Origin of the sequence: Streptomyces sp. NPDC017676 (assembly GCF_044329325.1) — a bacterium.
In the GTDB taxonomy this organism is placed as follows: Bacteria; Actinomycetota; Actinomycetes; order Streptomycetales; family Streptomycetaceae; genus Streptomyces.
Genome location: NZ_JBIRJA010000008.1, coordinates 151,007 through 167,111, shown reverse-complemented (window position 1 = coordinate 167,111; position 16,105 = coordinate 151,007). Strand labels below are relative to the sequence as shown.

General features: G+C 71.3%; 17 protein-coding genes. 15 read left to right on the top strand and 2 right to left on the bottom strand.

The window, feature by feature from the left end; translation table 11 throughout:
• Positions 1–26 precede the first annotated feature (26 nt).
• From ACH4LD_RS19175 to ACH4LD_RS19140, 8 genes are all read left to right on the top strand, one after another.
• Positions 27–959 (top strand): NAD(P)/FAD-dependent oxidoreductase, encoded by a 933-nt coding sequence (locus ACH4LD_RS19175; RefSeq protein ID WP_398056375.1) that lies wholly within the window; start codon positions 27–29, stop codon positions 957–959.
• A gap of 157 nt (positions 960–1,116) precedes the next feature.
• Positions 1,117–2,655, top strand: coding sequence for an ATP-dependent DNA ligase (locus ACH4LD_RS19170; protein WP_398056376.1), 1,539 nt, complete (start codon positions 1,117–1,119; stop codon positions 2,653–2,655).
• Positions 2,652–3,128, top strand: a complete 477-nt coding sequence (locus ACH4LD_RS19165; RefSeq protein ID WP_398056377.1) for an NUDIX domain-containing protein — start codon at positions 2,652–2,654, stop codon at positions 3,126–3,128. Before ACH4LD_RS19170 ends, ACH4LD_RS19165 begins: the two co-directional genes overlap by 4 nt.
• A gap of 104 nt (positions 3,129–3,232) precedes the next feature.
• Positions 3,233–4,618, top strand: coding sequence for an NADP-dependent succinic semialdehyde dehydrogenase (locus ACH4LD_RS19160; protein WP_398056378.1), 1,386 nt, complete (start codon positions 3,233–3,235; stop codon positions 4,616–4,618).
• 25 nt (positions 4,619–4,643) lie between these two features.
• Positions 4,644–4,877: a DUF6213 family protein gene (locus ACH4LD_RS19155; protein WP_030655224.1), complete on the top strand. Its 234-nt coding sequence runs from the start codon at positions 4,644–4,646 to the stop codon at positions 4,875–4,877.
• Positions 4,878–5,214: 337 nt separating this feature from the next.
• The gene (locus ACH4LD_RS19150) at positions 5,215–6,279 is read left to right on the top strand and encodes a type III polyketide synthase (RefSeq protein ID WP_398056379.1); all 1,065 of its coding nucleotides are present in this window, start codon (positions 5,215–5,217) and stop codon (positions 6,277–6,279) included.
• Positions 6,276–7,499 carry a cytochrome P450 gene (locus tag ACH4LD_RS19145; protein ID WP_398056380.1) on the top strand — a complete coding sequence of 408 codons (1,224 nt, stop codon included), beginning with the start codon at positions 6,276–6,278 and terminating at the stop codon, positions 7,497–7,499. The genes ACH4LD_RS19150 and ACH4LD_RS19145 overlap by 4 nt, the downstream gene beginning before the upstream one ends.
• A gap of 7 nt (positions 7,500–7,506) precedes the next feature.
• On the top strand, positions 7,507–8,028 hold the full coding sequence (locus tag ACH4LD_RS19140; RefSeq protein ID WP_014671261.1) for a cupin domain-containing protein: 522 nt from the start codon (positions 7,507–7,509) through the stop codon (positions 8,026–8,028).
• A gap of 3 nt (positions 8,029–8,031) precedes the next feature.
• On the opposite strand, the gene ACH4LD_RS19135 is transcribed toward ACH4LD_RS19140, so the two are convergent.
• Positions 8,032–9,258, bottom strand: a complete 1,227-nt coding sequence (locus ACH4LD_RS19135) for an acyl-CoA dehydrogenase family protein (RefSeq protein WP_398056381.1) — start codon at positions 9,256–9,258, stop codon at positions 8,032–8,034.
• 170 nt (positions 9,259–9,428) lie between these two features.
• On the opposite strand from ACH4LD_RS19135, the gene ACH4LD_RS19130 reads away from it, so the two are divergent.
• The gene (locus ACH4LD_RS19130) at positions 9,429–10,073 is read left to right on the top strand and encodes a TetR family transcriptional regulator (protein ID WP_103815674.1); all 645 of its coding nucleotides are present in this window, start codon (positions 9,429–9,431) and stop codon (positions 10,071–10,073) included.
• Between the two features lie 16 nt (positions 10,074–10,089).
• Here ACH4LD_RS19130 and def read toward each other — a convergent pair whose 3' ends face one another.
• The gene (gene def / locus ACH4LD_RS19125; RefSeq protein WP_398056382.1) at positions 10,090–10,644 is read right to left on the bottom strand and encodes a peptide deformylase; all 555 of its coding nucleotides are present in this window, start codon (positions 10,642–10,644) and stop codon (positions 10,090–10,092) included.
• 152 nt (positions 10,645–10,796) lie between these two features.
• Between def and ACH4LD_RS19120 the strand changes: the two genes are divergently transcribed.
• From ACH4LD_RS19120 to ACH4LD_RS19095, 6 genes are all read left to right on the top strand, one after another.
• Complete coding sequence (locus tag ACH4LD_RS19120; RefSeq protein WP_030655212.1) at positions 10,797–12,035, top strand: MurT ligase domain-containing protein; 1,239 nt, start codon at positions 10,797–10,799, stop codon at positions 12,033–12,035.
• A 29-nt stretch (positions 12,036–12,064) separates the two neighbouring features.
• Positions 12,065–12,793 (top strand): type 1 glutamine amidotransferase, encoded by a 729-nt coding sequence (locus tag ACH4LD_RS19115; protein ID WP_398056383.1) that lies wholly within the window; start codon positions 12,065–12,067, stop codon positions 12,791–12,793.
• Positions 12,794–13,046: 253 nt separating this feature from the next.
• Positions 13,047–14,072, top strand: coding sequence for a 6-phosphofructokinase (locus ACH4LD_RS19110; RefSeq protein ID WP_132788384.1), 1,026 nt, complete (start codon positions 13,047–13,049; stop codon positions 14,070–14,072).
• A gap of 128 nt (positions 14,073–14,200) precedes the next feature.
• Positions 14,201–15,151 (top strand): cytochrome c oxidase assembly protein, encoded by a 951-nt coding sequence (locus ACH4LD_RS19105; RefSeq protein WP_398056384.1) that lies wholly within the window; start codon positions 14,201–14,203, stop codon positions 15,149–15,151.
• Between the two features lie 137 nt (positions 15,152–15,288).
• Positions 15,289–15,456, top strand: coding sequence for a hypothetical protein (locus tag ACH4LD_RS19100; protein WP_014671269.1), 168 nt, complete (start codon positions 15,289–15,291; stop codon positions 15,454–15,456).
• A gap of 37 nt (positions 15,457–15,493) precedes the next feature.
• A complete protein-coding gene (locus ACH4LD_RS19095) occupies positions 15,494–15,979 on the top strand; it encodes an Lrp/AsnC family transcriptional regulator (protein WP_132788386.1) in 486 nt (161 codons plus the stop codon).
• Positions 15,980–16,105: the final 126 nt, after the last annotated feature.

Sequence of the window (16,105 nt, the reverse complement as noted above, 5' to 3'; positions counted from 1 at the left end):
CGCGGCCACCGGGCGACCGTCACCTCATGACCGAGAACAACGCGTACGAAGTCGTCGTCGTCGGCGGCGGGGCCGCCGGCCTGTCCGCCGCGCTGGTGCTGGGCCGGTCCCGGCGCCGCACGCTGGTCGTCGACGCGGGCGAGCCGCGCAACGCGCCGTCCGCGCACATGCAGGGGTACCTGTCCCGGGACGGCATGTCCCCGGCCGAGTTCCTGGCCGTCGGGCGCGAGGAGATCGCCCGGTACGGGGTGGAACTGGTCCGGGACCGGGTGGTGGACGTGTCCCGGGAGGGAGACTTCACCGCCGTCCTCGCGGGCGGCCGGACCGTGCGGGCCCGGCAACTGGTGATCGCGACCGGCCTGACGGACGAGCTGCCGCCGGTGCCCGGGCTCGCCGAGCGGTTCGGCCGGGACGTGGTCCACTGCCCGTACTGCCACGGCTGGGAGGTGCGCGACCTGCCGACCGGTGTCCTCGCCACCTCACCGCTGAGCGTGCACCAGGCGCTCATGGTCACCCAGTGGTCCAAGGACGTGCGGCTCTTCCTGCACGAGGTGGACGAGGCCGAGCTGACGGACCAGGACCTGCGCCGGCTGGCCACCGCCGGGGTCACGGTCGTACCCGGCGAGGTGGCCGGACTCGTGACCGACGGCGACCGCCTCACCGGCGTCCGCCTGGCCGACGGCACGGTCCACGACCGCGAGGTCCTGTACGCCGCCCCGCGCGCCGTCCCCCACAACGACCTGCTGATCAGGCTGGGCGCCGAGCTGCGCGAGACCCCGTTCGGCAGCTACCCGGTGATCGACGAACGGGGCCTGACCACCGTGCCCGGCCTGTGGGCGGCAGGCAACGCGAGCGGCTTCGCGGAGCAGGTGATCAACGCGGCGAGCAGGGGTTACCGGGCGGGAGCGGCGATCAACGCGGAGCTCCTGATGGCCGACCTGGACGCAGGCGCCCTGTAAGGGCGCGGGGCCGTGTCCGATGTGCGGCTGCCGCCTTGCGGGTGCGACCCGCCATGACGCACCCGAAGATCGCACCGCAGCGCATGGACCGCGCACCCGGCAGAGCGCCACGCACCGGCACCGCGCACCCCGCAGGGCGCTGAGGCACGATGACTGCATGCTGCTGACCCGGTTGGCCCAGGTGTCCCGGGAGGTCGCCGCGACAGCGGCGCGGTCCCGGAAGATCGCGCTGCTCGCGGAGCTGTTCCGGGACGCTGAGGCGGACGACGTGCCGATCGTCATCCCCTATCTCGCGGGCCGGCTGCCGCAGGGCCGGCTCGGCGTCGGCTGGAAGGTGCTGGGCCGGCCGGTCCCGCCCGCCGCCGAGCCCTCCCTCACCGTGCGGGAGGTCGACGCCCGGCTCACCGAGCTGGGCAGGGTGTCCGGGCCCGGCTCCCAGGCCGGGCGGACGCGGATCGTCGGGGAGCTGATGGGCGCGGCCACCGAGGAGGAGCAGCGCTTCCTGCGCGGCCTGCTCACCGGCGAGGTGCGGCAGGGCGCGCTGGACGCGGTCGCGGTGGAGGGGCTGGCCCGGGCGACCGGCGCGGACCCGGCGGACGTGCGGCGGGCCGTGATGCTGGCGGGGTCGTTGCAGACGGTGGCGCAGGCCCTGCTCGGAGAGGGGCCCGGATCGCTCGACCGGTTCCGGCTCACGGTCGGCCGGCCGGTGCTGCCGATGCTGGCGCACAGCGCGTCCTCGGTCGCGGAGGCGGTGGAGAAGCTGGGCGCGTGCGCGGTGGAGGAGAAGCTGGACGGCATCCGGGTCCAGGTCCACCGGGACGGCGACACGGTCCGGATCCACACCCGCACCCTGGACGACATCACCGACCGGCTGCCCGAAGTGACGGCCGTCGCGCTGGAGTTGCCGGGCGAGCGGTTCATCCTGGACGGCGAGGTGATCTCCTTCGACGCGGCGGGCCGGCCCCGGTCCTTCCAGGAGACGGCGGGCCGGGTCGGCTCGCGCACGGACGTGGCGAGGGCGGCCGAGGAGACCCCGGTCTCCCCCGTCTTCTTCGACGCCCTCTCCGTCGACGGCCGTGACCTGCTCGACCTGCCCTTCACCGAGCGGCACACGGAGCTGGCCCGGCTGGTGCCCGAGCCTATGCGGGTCCGGCGCACGGTGGCCTCGGGCCCCGAGGACACCCCGGACGCGGAACGGTTCCTCGCCGAGACCCTGGCCCGCGGCCACGAGGGCGTCGTGGTCAAGGCGCTCGACGCGCCCTACAGCGCGGGCCGGCGCGGCGCCGCCTGGCTCAAGGTCAAGCCCGTGCACACCCTCGACCTGGTGGTGCTGGCCGCCGAGTGGGGCCACGGCCGGCGCACCGGCAAGCTGTCCAACCTCCACCTCGGCGCCCGCACCCCGGACGGCGGCTTCGCCATGCTCGGCAAGACCTTCAAGGGCATGACCGACGCGATGCTCGCCTGGCAGACCGAGCGCCTCCGGGAACTGGCGGTCGAGGACGACGGCTGGGTGGTCCGGGTCCGCCCCGAACTCGTCGTGGAGATCGCCTACGACGGCCTCCAGCGCTCCACCCGCTACCCGGCCGGTGTCACCCTCCGCTTCGCCCGCGTGGTCCGCTACCGCGAGGACAAGCGCCCCGAGGAGGCCGATACCGTGGAGGCCCTGTTGGCAGCCCACCCGGAGGTCTCGCCGTGACGGTACGGACGACGAAGCGCAGCGCGGGACTGCTGCTGTTCCGGCACACCGACCAGGGGCTGGAGGTATTGCTCGGCCATATGGGCGGGCCGCTGTGGGCCAAGAAGGACGTGGGCGCCTGGACCGTGCCCAAGGGCGAGTACGACCCGGCGGAGCCGGCCTGGGAGGCGGCCCGGCGGGAGTTCCAGGAGGAGCTGGGGGTGGCGCCGCCCGACGGGGAGGCCGTACCGCTGGGCGAGGTGGTGCAGCGCAACGGCAAGATCGTCACGGCGTGGGCGGTGGCGGCGGACCTGGACCCGGAGACGATCACCCCGGGGACCTTCACGATGGAGTGGCCGCCGCGGTCGGGGCGGCGGCAGGAGTTCCCGGAGCTGGACCGGGTGGCGTGGCTCGGTGTGGACCGGGCCCGTGAGGTGATCGTCACGGCGCAGGCCGCGTTTCTCGACCGGCTGGCGGAGCACTCGGACCGGTAGCCGCCCCCTGCGGCGACCGGGGGAAGCCCGAGGGGCCTGTCGCGTTGCGACTTGCGGGGCCGCGCGCGAAGGTCGAGACAAGCCCGCTCCCAGGGAGGTCAGCCATGCCCATCGCGACGGTGAACCCGGCGAACGGCGAGACGCTCAAGACGTACGAGCCCATGGACGAGGACGAGCTGGAGCGCCGGCTCGAACTCGCCGAGGCCACCTTCCGCACGTACCGGACGACCTCCTTCGCCGACCGCGCCCGACTGCTGAACAAGGCCGCCGACCTGCTGGACGAGGACCAGCGGGAGATCGGCCGGATCATGACCACCGAGATGGGCAAGCCGGTGAAGCAGGCCCGCGCGGAGGCCGCGAAGTGCGCCAAGGCGATGCGCTGGTACGCGGAACGCGCCGAGGGGCTGCTGGCCGACGAGGAACCGGCCGAGTCGGACGTGACGGACTCCGGCGCCTCCCGGGTGCGGGTCCGCTACCGGCCGCTCGGCCCGGTGCTCGCGGTGATGCCCTGGAACTTCCCCCTGTGGCAGGTCGTCCGCTTCGCGGCGCCCGCGCTCATGGCGGGCAACGTGGGCCTGCTCAAGCACGCCTCCAACGTCCCGCAGACGGCGCTGTACCTGGAGGACCTGTTCCACCGGGCGGGCTTCCCCGCGGGCTGCTTCCAGACGCTGCTGATCGGCTCGGCCGCGGTGGACGACATCCTGCGCGACGAGCGCGTGAAGGCGGCCACCCTGACCGGCAGCGAACCCGCGGGCCGGGCGGTCGCCTCCACCGCCGGGGAGATGATCAAGAAGACGGTGCTGGAGCTCGGCGGCAGCGACCCCTACATCGTGATGCCCTCCGCCGACCTGGACCGCGCGGCCGAGGTCGCGGTCACCGCCCGCGTGCAGAACAACGGGCAGTCGTGCATCGCCGCCAAGCGGTTCATCGTGCACACCGACGTCTACGACGCGTTCGCCGAGAAGTTCGTCGCGGGCATGGAGGCCCTCAAGATCGGTGACCCGCTGGCGGAGGACACCGAGATCGGGCCGCTCGCCAGCGAGCGGGGCAGGAACGACCTGGAGGAGCTCGTCGACGACGCCCGGCGGAGCGGTGCCGAGGTGCGGTGCGGCGGGCAGCGGCCGGACGGGCCCGGCTGGTACTACCCGCCGACGGTCCTCACCGGCATCACCCGGGAGATGCGCATCCACCGCGAGGAGGCGTTCGGGCCGGTGGCCACGCTGTACCGCGCGGGCGACCTGGACGAGGCCGTGCTGATCGCCAACGACAGCCCCTTCGGACTGAGTTCGAACGTCTGGACGCGGGACGAGAACGAGGTGGAGCGGTTCGCGCGCGACCTGGAGGCCGGCGCCGTGTACGTCAACGGGATGACCGCCTCCCACCCGGCGTTCCCGTTCGGTGGTGTGAAGCGGTCGGGGTACGGGCGTGAGCTGTCCGGGCACGGAATCCGGGAGTTCTGCAACATCACCACGGTTTGGCAGGGTGCGTGAGCGCCGCGCGGCTACCATCCCGTTTGTGAACCGCGAAGTGACCCTGCCTCTGATCGTCGACGACCGCGGGACCTTGCAGGTGGCCGCGGTGGACGTGAGTAAGTTGTTGCGGACCGTGGGGGCGCGGTGGCTGCACCTTGTCGAGGCCGGGGAGCAGGGGCTGGACGAGGACACGGTCGCCGCGCTGACCATCGAACTGGCGAAGCTGGCGGACCGTATCGACGTGGCGTGCATCGCCCACAGCAGCGGGGCGCCCTGACAGCCGTACCCGTGTGACGTCCGTACGCGCGCGACAGCCGTACGGGCGTGGCAGCCGTTGCCCGTGGCAGCCGTCCGCGCGTGGCAGCCGTGCGAGGGGTGAGAGCCCCGCGCGGCTGTCGTCACAACCGTCCCTCTTGTTAACTGCCGTACCCGTGTTTTCCCTCGTCCGGCCGCATATATCGCCCTGCGAGCCTGACCCCCGGGTCCCCGATTCGGAGTAACCCAGCGCGAGATCGTCGTCCTCCCGGGTGACGGTGGGTGTAGCACCCACAAGGTGAACCCACCTTCTCGCCGGTGGGCGAAGGACCCCGGAGAGCGGAAAGCAGGGACGGTTCATGGCGACTTTGTGCAAGCCCTCGGTGTCGGTCCCGGAGCACGTGATCACGATGGAGGAGACGCTGGAGCTGGCGCGCTCGCGCCACGCGGACCACCCCCAACTGCCACTGGCCCTCAGGCTGATCGAGAACACCGGCGTCAAGACACGGCACATCGTGCAGCCCATCGAGGAGACCCTGAAGCACCCGGGCTTCGAGGAGCGCAACAAGCTCTACGAGGCCGAGGCCAAGGCCCGCGTCCCCGCCGTGATCCAGCAGGCGCTGGACGACGCGGAGCTGCTCACCAGCGACATCGACGTGATCATCTACGTCTCGTGCACGGGCTTCATGATGCCCTCGCTCACGGCCTGGCTGATCAACGAGATGGACTTCGACAGCACCACCCGCCAGCTCCCCATCGCCCAGCTCGGCTGCGCGGCCGGCGGCGCGGCCATCAACCGGGCGCACGACTTCTGCTCGGCCTACCCGCACGCCAACGCGCTCATCGTGGCCTGCGAGTTCTGCTCGCTGTGCTACCAGCCCACCGACCTCGGTGTCGGCTCGCTGCTCTCCAACGGCCTGTTCGGTGACGGCATCGCCGCCGCCGTGGTCCGCGGGCGCGGCGGAACGGGCGTCCGCCTGGAGCGCAACGGCTCCTACCTCATCCCGAAGACCGAGGACTGGATCGCCTACGACGTCCGGGCCACCGGCTTCCACTTCCTGCTGGACAAGCGGGTGCCCACGACCATGGAGCCGCTCGCCCCGGCGCTCAAGGACCTGGCCGGCGACCACGGCTGGGACGCGTCCGACCTGGACTTCTACATCATCCACGCGGGCGGACCCCGAATACTCGACGACCTCAGCAAGTTCCTGGAGGTCGACCCGCACGCCTTCCGGTTCAGCCGGTCCACGCTCACCGAGTACGGCAACATCGCCAGCGCCGTCGTCCTGGACGCGCTGCGCCGGCTGTTCGACGAGGGCGGTGCCCAAGACCGGGCACGCGGACTGCTCGCCGGCTTCGGTCCCGGCATCACCGCCGAGATGTCGGTGGGCCGCTGGGTCACCGCGGACGGCGACGCCCGATGATCGAGGAGGCGACGCGCACCGGCGTCGAGGTCATGCCCCCGATCCGGCACTGGCCGGCGCTCGACCTCACGGGCACCGACTTCGACCCGGTGCTGGCCGAGCTGATGGCCGAGAGCCCCATCTCCCGCGTCCAGCTACCCAACGGCGAGGGCTGGGCCTGGCTGGTCACCCGCTACGACGACGTACGCATGGTGGCCAACGACCCCCGCTTCAGCCGGGAGGCGGTCGTCGACAAGCCGGTCACCCGGCTCGCCCCGCACTTCATCCCCGAGCCGGGCGCGGTCGGCTTCCTCGACCCGCCCGACCACACCCGGCTGCGCCGCTCGGTCGCCGCCGCCTTCACGGCGAAGGGTGTGGAGCGGGTCCGCGACCGGGCGCGCGCCGTCCTGGACGAGATGGTGGACGACCTGCTCGGGGCCGGCCCGCCCGCGGATCTCACGGCGTCGGTCCTCGGCCCGTTCCCGATCGCGGTGATCTGCGAGCTGATGGGCGTGCCGGCCGGCGACCGGCACGGCATGCACACCTGGACGCAGCTGATCCTGTCCGCCGCGCACGGCAGGGAGGTCAGCGAGCGGGCCAAGCGGGAGATGAGCTCGTACTTCGCCGACCTGATCGCGCTGCGCCGGGACAGCGCGGGCGAGGACGTCACCTCGCTGCTCGGTGCCGCCGTGGGCCGCCGGGAGATCACCCTGGAGCAGGCCGTGGGCCTCGCCGTGCTCCTCCAGATCGGCGGCGAGGCGGTCACCGCCAACAGCGGGCAGATGTTCTACCTGCTGCTGACCCGTCCCGGTCTGACGGCGCGGCTGCGCGCGGAGCCTGCGATCCGCCCCCGGGCGATCGACGAACTCCTGCGCTACATCCCGCACCGCAACGCGGTCGGACTGTCCCGGATCGCCCTGGAGGACGTGGAGATCGCGGGCGTCCGCATCCGCGCGGGCGACCCGGTGTACGTCTCCTACCTGGCCGCCAACCGGGACCCGGACGTCTTCCCCGCGCCGGACACCGTCGACTTCTCCCGCCGTCCGAACCCGCATGTGGCGTTCGGTTTCGGCCCGCACTACTGCCCGGGCGGCATGCTGGCCCGGCTGGAGGAGGAACTGCTGATGAACGCCCTGCTGGACCGGGTACCGGGCCTCAGACTGGCCGTACCGCCGGATCAGGTCCCCTTCGTGAAGGGCGCGTTGATCCGGGGGCCCGAGTGCCTGCCGGTGACCTGGTGAGGTCCCCATGACAGAGACCGAGGGACTGTACGTGCCACCAGGCCACGGCCGGGTCGTCGAGACACCGGCCCAGCGGGTGACGTTCAAGGTCACCGGCCTGCACTCGCGCATGGCCTCCACCTTCGAGGTGGAGGTCCCGCCCGGCTTCGACGTGGGCGCCCATGTGCACACGCGCAGCGAGGAGTTGTTCTACATCCTCGAAGGCGAACTGGACGTGCTCGCCTTCGAGCCGCGCGTGCGCACCCCCGACAACTGGCGGAAGTGGGAGTCGTCGTCGGGCAGCCGGGTGGTCCGGGCGACACCGGGCACGGTCATCGTCGTACCGCCCGGCTGCCCGCACGCGTTCGCGAATCCGACGGAGACACCGGCGAAGATGTTCTTCCAGGCCGCTCCCCCGCCGGACCACGAGCGCTATTTCGAGGAGTTGCTGGACATCCTCGGCAACGGCGGCCCTCCGGACCAGGAGGCCATCGAGGCGTTGCGGGCCAAGTACGACATCGAGCAGCTCACACCGCTCAGGCACCGGTGAGCGCTAGCGGATGGGCATTCCCGACAGGGTCCGCGCGATGACCAGCCGCTGGATCTCGCTCGTCCCCTCGAAGATGGTGTAGATGGCCGCGTCCCGGTGCATCCGCTCGACCGGGTACTCACGGGTGTAGCCGTTGCCGCCGAGGATCTGGATCGCCTGGGCCGTCACCTTCTTGGCGGTCTCACTGGCGAACAGCTTCGACATGGAGCCCTCGGCGGCGGTGAACGGCTTGCCGTTGATCGCCATCCAGGAGGCACGCCACACCAGCAGGCGGGCGGCGTCGATCTGGGTGCGCATGTCCGCCAGCTGGAAGGCCACGCCCTGGTTGTCGATGATCGGGCGGCCGAACTGCTCCCGGGTCGTGGCGTAGTCGAGGGCGACCTCGTACGCGGCCCGGGCGGTGCCCACCGCCATGGCGCCGACCGCCGGGCGGGACGCCTCGAACGTGGCCATGGCCGCGTTCTTGACGCGGTCGCCGCCCTTCTTCGCCTTCTCCCGGGCCCGGGCCAGCCGCTCGTCCAGCTTGTCCTTGCCGCCGAGCAGGCAGGACCCGGGCACCCGGACGTTGTCCAGGATGACCTCGGCGGTGTGCGAGGCGCGGATGCCGTGCTTCTTGAACTTCTGCCCCTGGGAGAGTCCGGGCGTGCCCGGCGGGACGATGAAGGAGGCGTGGCCCTTGGAGCCCAGCTCCGGGTCCACGACGGCGACGACGACGTGGACGTTGGCGATGCCGCCGTTGGTCGCCCAGGTCTTCGTGCCGTTGATCACCCACTCGTCCTTGGCCTCGTCGTACACGGCACGCGTGCGCATGGAGGCGACGTCGGAGCCGGCGTCGGGCTCGGAGGAGCAGAACGCGGCGACCTTGACGTCGTTCTGGTCGCCGTACATCTGGGGTATCCAGGTGCCGATCTGCTCCTCGGTCCCGTTGGCGAGTACACCCACGGCGGCCAGGCCGGTGCCCACAATGGACAGGGCGATGCCCGCGTCGCCCCAGAACAGCTCCTCCATGGCCATCGGGATGCCGAGGCCGGTGGGGTCGAAGTACTGCTGCGCGTAGAAGTCGAGGGAGTAGATGCCGACCTTCGCGGCCTCCTGGATGACCGGCCAGGGGGTCTCCTCGCGCTCGTCCCACTCCGCCGCCGCGGGACGGATCACATCCGCGGCGAAGCCATGGAGCCAGTCGCGTACTTCCTTCTGTTCCTCGTTCAGCTCCATGGTGAACTCGGCCATGTCCCCTCCAGCGGCGGTGGTGCGGTGTTACTTACGGTAACCCGAGTGTGTTACCGATCGGTAGGAAAAGTCAACCGCCGATGACGCCTCGGCTGCCCGTTCGATGTCAGGGGCCCGGTCAGTGTTAGTTTGCGCAGGCGTCACCGAATCAGCACGGGTGGGGAGAGCACATGGACACCACGCAGCGGACCGATCAGCAGCGGTCCGCCGACCGCCGACGGCGCGAGCTGCTGGAGGCCGCCGACCGGGTGGTGCTGCGCGACGGCCCGCAGGCGTCGATGAACGCGATCGCGGCGGAAGCGGGTATCACGAAGCCGATCCTTTACCGGCACTTCGGCGACAAGGGCGGTCTTTACGCGGCCTTGGCCAAGCGGCACACCGACGCGCTGCTGGCGTCGCTGCGCGCGGCGCTGGACGCGCCGGTCGACCGGCGCGAGCGGGTCGAGTCCACGCTGGACACCTATCTCGCCGCGATCGAGGCGCGACCCCAGGTGTACCGGTTCCTCATGCATCCGGCGGAGGGCAGCACCGGCGGCGACCAGGGCTTCGACGTCGGCAAGCACTCGGCTCCGCTGCTGCGGCGGATGGGCGAGGAACTGGCCCAGGTCATCGAGGAGCGGGTGGACCTCGGGCCGGAGAGCCAGCAGCTGGCACGGGTGTGGGGACATGGGATCGTCGGGATGATGCACGCCGCCGGGGACTGGTGGCTGGGGGAACGGCCTTGTTCCCGGGCCGAGTTGGTGCGGTCTCTCGCCGACCTGCTGTGGGGTCGCCTGGCCGCGGCCGGGGACAGGGTGGGGGGCCCGGGGTTCTGAACGGCCCCCGCGCCCCTCAGGCCTGTGCGCCCACCCGGTTCCAGGAAGCCCTGGAGACCTGCCTCAGCAGTCTCCGCTTCCGCCACCCCGTGAGGTGGTCCGCGTACACCCGGCCTTCCAGGTGGTCGCACTCGTGTTGCAAGCATCTGGCAAAGAAACCGGTGCCGTGGAGGATGACCGGGTCGCCGGTCAGCGTGAGGCCCTCGACCACCGCGTGGTCGTAGCGCTCGGTTCCCGCCTCCAGCCCCGGCAGGGACAGGCAGCCCTCGGGACCGCGGATCACCACACCGTCCGCCTCCACCAGCCGGGGGTTCACCACGTGCCCCAGGTGACGCACGTCCTCGTCGTCCGGACAGTCGTACACGAACACCCGCAGACCGACCCCGATCTGATTCGCGGCCAGGCCCACCCCCTGCGCCGCGTACATCGTGGCGAACAGGTCCTCCACGAGGGCGGCGAGGCCGGGGCCGAAGTCGGTGACGTCCCGGCAGGGCTCGCGCAGTACCGCGTCGCCGAGCAGGGTGAGGGGCCGGACGCGCCCGTGGGCGCCCGGAATGGAACCGTGTCGCATGGCGGCAAGGGTACGGTTCGTATCGCTCATGCCCGCCGCTCAAGGCCTGGGCCGGGATTCGGGTGTGGGAATGGATCTCGATAGGCTGAGGTTCACACCACGTTGCCGGATGGCCCCAGGCGCGGCGCGTACGCAAGGAGGATCGAGAACTGATGGCAGGCAACTCGGACCCGCTCACGCCGCGGGCCAAGCTGGCCGTGACCGCGGGCAAGGCGGTCGCTGCGGCATCGCGGGCCGCGGGGCGCGGCAGCGGATCGGTGATCGGTGGCCGGGTCGCACTGAAGCTCGACCCCGACCTGCTCGCCCGGCTCGCCCAGAACCTGGACGTCGTCCTGGTGTCGGCGACCAACGGCAAGACCACGACCACCCGGCTCATCGCCGAGGCGCTGCGCGCCGCGGGCCCGGTCGTGTCGAACGCGCTCGGCGCCAACATGCCGGCCGGCATCACCTCCGCCCTGGCGGGCGGCTCGGACGCCAAGTTCGGCGTCATCGAGGTCGACGAGAAGTACCTGGCCGGTGTGGCCCGGGACACCAGCCCGAAGTGCATCGCCCTGCTGAACCTCTCCCGTGACCAGCTCGACCGCGCCGCCGAGACCCGGATGCTCGCCGAGAACTGGCGGGAGGGCCTGGCCGGCTCCAAGGCCGTCATCGTCGCCAACTGCGACGACCCGCTGGTGGTGTGGGCCGCGTCGTCGTCCCCGAATGTGATCTGGGTCGCGGCCGGGCAGATGTGGAAGGACGACGCCTGGTCCTGCCCGTCGTGCGGTGGCGTGATGCAGCGCCCGGGTGACGACTGGTTCTGCGGTGAGTGCGGGTTCCGGCGGCCGACGCCGACCTGGGCGCTGTCCGGGGACCACGTGCTGGACCCGCACGGGTCCGCCTGGCCGATCCACCTCCAGCTGCCGGGCCGTGCCAACAAGGCGAACGCGGCCTCCTCCGCGGCCGTCGCCGCCGTCTTCGGGGTGCCGCCGCAGGTCGCCCTGGAGCGGATGTACCAGGTGCAGGCGGTGGCCGGCCGGTACGACGTCGTCCAGTTCCAGAACCGCGACCTCCGGCTGCTGCTGGCGAAGAACCCGGCCGGCTGGCTGGAGACGTTCTCCCTGATCGACCCGCCGCCCGCGCCGGTGATCCTGTCCGTGAACGCGCGGGGAGCCGACGGCACCGACACCTCCTGGCTGTGGGACGTCGACTACACCCGGCTGACCGGCCACCCGATCTTCGTCATCGGCGACCGGAAGCTGGACCTCGCCGTCCGTCTGGAGGTCGCCAACCAGCACTTCCAGGTCTGCGACAACCTCGACCAGGCCGTGCAGATGTGCCCGCCCGGCCGGATCGAGGTCATCGCGAACTACACCGCGTTCCAGGACCTGCGCCGCCGCGTCGGCAACTGATCTTCTGATCCTCGAAGGGCGATCACCTCATGAGCGACAACCAACTGCGGCTGGTGTGGATCTACCCGGACCTGCTGAGCACCTACGGCGACCAGGGCAACGCGCTCGTCGTGGAGCGCCGGGCCCGGCAGCGCGGCCTGGACGTGGCCCGCCTCGACGTGCGCAGCGACCAGCCGATCCCGACCTCCGGTGACATCTACCTCATCGGCGGCGGCGAGGACCGTCCGCAGCGGCTCGCGGCCGAGCGGCTGCGCCGGGACGGGCATCTGCACCGGGCGGTGGAGAACGGCGCGATCGTCTTCTCGGTCTGCGCCGGCTACCAGATCCTCGGCCACGAGTTCATCAACGACCTCGGCCAGCGCGAGCCGGGCCTCGGCCTGCTCGACGTGGTGTCCGTGCGCGGCGAGGGCGAGCGGTGCGTCGGTGACGTGCTGGCCGACATCGACCCGCAGCTCGGCCTCCCCCAGCTGACCGGCTTCGAGAACCACCAGGGCGTCACCCACCTGGGCCCCACGGCCCGCCCCCTCGCCCGGGTGCAGATCGGCAAGGGCAACGGCACCGGGGACGCCACGGAGGGCGCGTACAACGGGACCGTCTTCGGTACGTACATGCACGGACCGGTCCTCGCCCGCAACCCGCAGATCGCCGACCTGCTGCTGAAGCTGGCGCTCGACGTCAACGCGCTGCCGCCGATCGACGACCGCTGGTACGAGGCGCTCCGCAACGAGCGCATCGCGGCTGCGCAGCAGCCTGCGTGAGCCCAGTTGCGCAGCAGCCTGCGTGAGCCCAGTTGCGCAGCAGCCTGCGTAACCCGTTGTTCAGCCGGATTCCAGTGGGGTCCGGCAGGCTTGTGGCGGGCCCGCCTGACGGTCCGTCCGCTCACATGTGCGGGCGCGTCCAGCAGGCGGACGCCCGCTACGGAGCCACCCCCTCACGCCGGTAGGGTGACCGGGAATCCGCCGGACATCGTGGTCCGGTTACCGGGCCCACGTTGAGAAGGTATTTCGGGCTATGCGCATTGGTGTCCTCACGTCCGGCGGCGACTGCCCCGGCCTGAACGCCGTCATCCGGTCCGTCGTGCACCGCGCCGTCGCCGACCACGGCGACGAGGTCATCGGTTTCCGGGACGGCTGGAAGGGCCTCCTGGAATGCGACTATCTGAAGCTCGACCTGGACGCCGTGGGCGGCATCCTCGCGCGCGGCGGCACCATCCTCGGCTCCTCCCGGGTCCGCCCGGAGCATCTGCGGGACGGCGTGGAGCGGGCCAGGGGCCATGTCGCGGAACTCGGCCTGGACGCGATCATCCCGATCGGCGGTGAGGGCACGCTGAAGGCGGCCCGGCTGCTGTCGGACGCCGGGCTGCCGATCGTGGGCGTGCCCAAGACCATCGACAACGACATCGCCGTCACCGATGTCACCTTCGGTTTCGACACGGCGGTGACCGTGGCGACCGAGGCCCTGGACCGGCTGAAGACCACCGCCGAGTCGCACCAGCGGGTGCTGATCGTGGAGGTCATGGGCCGGCACACCGGCTGGATCGCGCTGCACTCCGGCATGGCGGCCGGTGCCCACGCCGTGGTCGTGCCGGAGCGGCCCTTCGACATCGACGAGTTGACGAAGAAGGTCGGCGAGCGGTTCGAGGCGGGCAAGCGGTTCGCCATAGTGGTCGCCGCGGAAGGGGCCAAGCCGAGACCCGGCTCCATGGAGTTCGACGAGGGCGGCAAGGACATCTACGGCCACGAGCGCTTCGCGGGCATCGCGCGGCAGCTGTCGGTCGAGCTGGAGCAACGGCTCGGCAAGGAGGCCCGGCCGGTGATCCTCGGGCATGTGCAGCGGGGCGGCACGCCGACGCCGTACGACCGGGTGCTGGCGACCCGCTTCGGCTGGCACGCGGTGGAGGCCGTGCACCGGGGTGAGTTCGGCAAGATGACGGCGCTGCGCGGGACCGACATCGTCATGGTGTCGCTGGCGGAGGCCGTGGAGACGCTGAAGACCGTACCGGCGGAGCGGTACGACGAGGCGGAGTGCGTTCTGTGACCCACTGGTCCGGGTGAGGACGAACCGGCCCCGGTCACCGCGGTGACCGGGGCCGGTTCTACTCTTGGTGCGGACACAGACAGCTGTGGACAGACACCGCACAACCCCCACGAACCAGGAGCCGCCGGATGGATCACAGCGGGCACGGCATGACCATGGATCTGCCGCCGTTCACGCTGGGGCGAGGGCTCGAATGGTCGGCGGACCCCTTCTTCCTCATCGCCTGCCTGGCCGGTCTGGCCCTGTACGGCTGGGGTGTCGTGCGGCTGCGGCGGCGCGGGGACGCCTGGCCGGTGAGCCGTACCGTCTCGTACGTCGTCGGCGTGCTCACCATCGCGCTGGTGATGTGCACCGGGCTGAACGACTACGGCATGGTCATGTTCAGCGTGCACATGGTGCAGCACATGGTGATCAGCATGCTGTCGCCGATCCTGATCCTGCTCGGCGCCCCGGTCACCCTGGCGCTGCGCGCGCTGCCGACCGCCGGCAAGGGCCGCAAGGGTCCGCGTGAGCTGCTGCTGATGCTGCTGCACAGCCGGTACATGCGGATCATCACCCACCCGGCGTTCACCATCCCGCTGTTCATCGCGAGCCTGTACGCCCTCTACTTCACCCCGCTGTTCGACTTCCTGATGGGCTCGAAGACCGGGCACGTCGCGATGATGGTGCACTTCCTCGCGGTCGGTGTCGTGTTCTTCTGGCCGATCATCGGTGTCGACCCGGGCCCGCACCGGCCGGGCCATCTGATGCGGATGCTGGAGCTGTTCGCGGGCATGCCGTTCCACGCGTTCTTCGGTATCGCGCTGATGATGGCGTCGACGCCGATGGTGGAGACCTTCGAGCACCCGCCCGCCTCGCTGGGCATCGACGCGCTGTCCGACCAGAGCGCGGCGGGCGGCATCGCCTGGGCGTTCAGCGAGATCCCTTCGGTGCTGGTGCTGATCGCGCTGCTGTTCCAGTGGTACCGCTCCGAGCAGCGGCAGGCCAAGCGCAAGGACCGGGCCGCCGACCGGGACGGCGACAAGGAGCTGGAGGCGTACAACGCCTACCTGGCCTCGCTGAACGCGCGCGAGGGCTAGATCCTGTCGTTCGGACGCCGGGATGATCGAAACGACGGGGCCTGGCCTCGTCCCGCGCCAGGACCTGCCGCACCTATCCCGTCCGGGCCCGAACCGGGGCACCATGGTCGTGGACGGACCATGAGGAGGGTGTCGCGATGCCCGGTTCCACGAACGGTTCCACCAAGACGATGGGGGCGCTCACGGTCGGCGGGCTGGTCGTCGTGACCGCCTACACGGTCGCGCTCGGCAGCAACGGCTGGCTGTGGTTCGGATGGGTGGTGCTGGGGTTGCTGACGCTCGCCCTGGTGGTCACCCAGTCGTGAGCCGCGCGGTGCGCGCGCGGCTGGCTACAGTGCCCGCATGAACAGCAGGACGCCCTCGTTCGACGAGCTGGACCGCCAGATCACCACCGCGCTGATGACGAACGCGCGGACCAGCTTCGCCGAGATCGGAGCCGCGATCGGGCTGTCCGCCACCGCGGTCAAGCGGCGGGTGGACCGGCTGCGGGAGACCGGGGTGATCACCGGGTTCACGGCCACGGTCAAGCCCTCCGCGCTGGGCTGGCGCACGGAGGCGTACGTCGAGGTGTACTGCGAGGGCGCGGCCCCGCCCCGGCGGCTGGCGGAGGTCGTCCGCAACCATCCGGAGATCGCGGCGGCCATGACGGTGACCGGCGGCGCCGACGCGCTGCTGCACGTGCGCGCCCGGGACGTGGAGCACTTCGAGGAGGTGCTGGAGCGGATCCGCGCCGAGCCGTTCATCCGGAAGACGATCAGCGTGATGGTGTTGTCCCATCTGCTCCCGGAAAGCCCGGAGGCGGGTGCCACCCACGCGGCCCCCGACTGACCGGACCGTCGCGCAGGAGTCGTGCGTGACGCCCGGCAACAACGCAGCGATCCTGCCTGTCCGCGCAGCCTTTCTCGCTTGTCGCCCGTCTGCCTCCCTTCCTACCGTGGTGTCACCCCTCAGTGA

Bases quoted from the DNA above. Each gene is read 5' to 3' on its own strand.
- ACH4LD_RS19175 (WP_398056375.1), top strand. From the start codon at position 27: ATGACCGAGAACAACGCGTACGAAGTCGTCGTCGTCGGCGGCGGGGCC.
- ACH4LD_RS19170 (WP_398056376.1), top strand. From the start codon at position 1,117: ATGCTGCTGACCCGGTTGGCCCAGGTGTCCCGGGAGGTCGCCGCGACA.
- ACH4LD_RS19160 (WP_398056378.1), top strand. From the start codon at position 3,233: ATGCCCATCGCGACGGTGAACCCGGCGAACGGCGAGACGCTCAAGACG.
- ACH4LD_RS19150 (WP_398056379.1), top strand. From the start codon at position 5,215: ATGGCGACTTTGTGCAAGCCCTCGGTGTCGGTCCCGGAGCACGTGATC.
- ACH4LD_RS19145 (WP_398056380.1), top strand. From the start codon at position 6,276: ATGATCGAGGAGGCGACGCGCACCGGCGTCGAGGTCATGCCCCCGATC.
- ACH4LD_RS19140 (WP_014671261.1), top strand. From the start codon at position 7,507: ATGACAGAGACCGAGGGACTGTACGTGCCACCAGGCCACGGCCGGGTC.
- ACH4LD_RS19135 (WP_398056381.1), bottom strand. From the start codon at position 9,258: ATGGCCGAGTTCACCATGGAGCTGAACGAGGAACAGAAGGAAGTACGC.
- ACH4LD_RS19130 (WP_103815674.1), top strand. From the start codon at position 9,429: ATGGACACCACGCAGCGGACCGATCAGCAGCGGTCCGCCGACCGCCGA.
- def (WP_398056382.1), bottom strand. From the start codon at position 10,644: ATGCGACACGGTTCCATTCCGGGCGCCCACGGGCGCGTCCGGCCCCTC.
- ACH4LD_RS19120 (WP_030655212.1), top strand. From the start codon at position 10,797: ATGGCAGGCAACTCGGACCCGCTCACGCCGCGGGCCAAGCTGGCCGTG.
- ACH4LD_RS19115 (WP_398056383.1), top strand. From the start codon at position 12,065: ATGAGCGACAACCAACTGCGGCTGGTGTGGATCTACCCGGACCTGCTG.
- ACH4LD_RS19110 (WP_132788384.1), top strand. From the start codon at position 13,047: ATGCGCATTGGTGTCCTCACGTCCGGCGGCGACTGCCCCGGCCTGAAC.
- ACH4LD_RS19105 (WP_398056384.1), top strand. From the start codon at position 14,201: ATGGATCACAGCGGGCACGGCATGACCATGGATCTGCCGCCGTTCACG.
- ACH4LD_RS19100 (WP_014671269.1), top strand. From the start codon at position 15,289: ATGCCCGGTTCCACGAACGGTTCCACCAAGACGATGGGGGCGCTCACG.
- ACH4LD_RS19095 (WP_132788386.1), top strand. From the start codon at position 15,494: ATGAACAGCAGGACGCCCTCGTTCGACGAGCTGGACCGCCAGATCACC.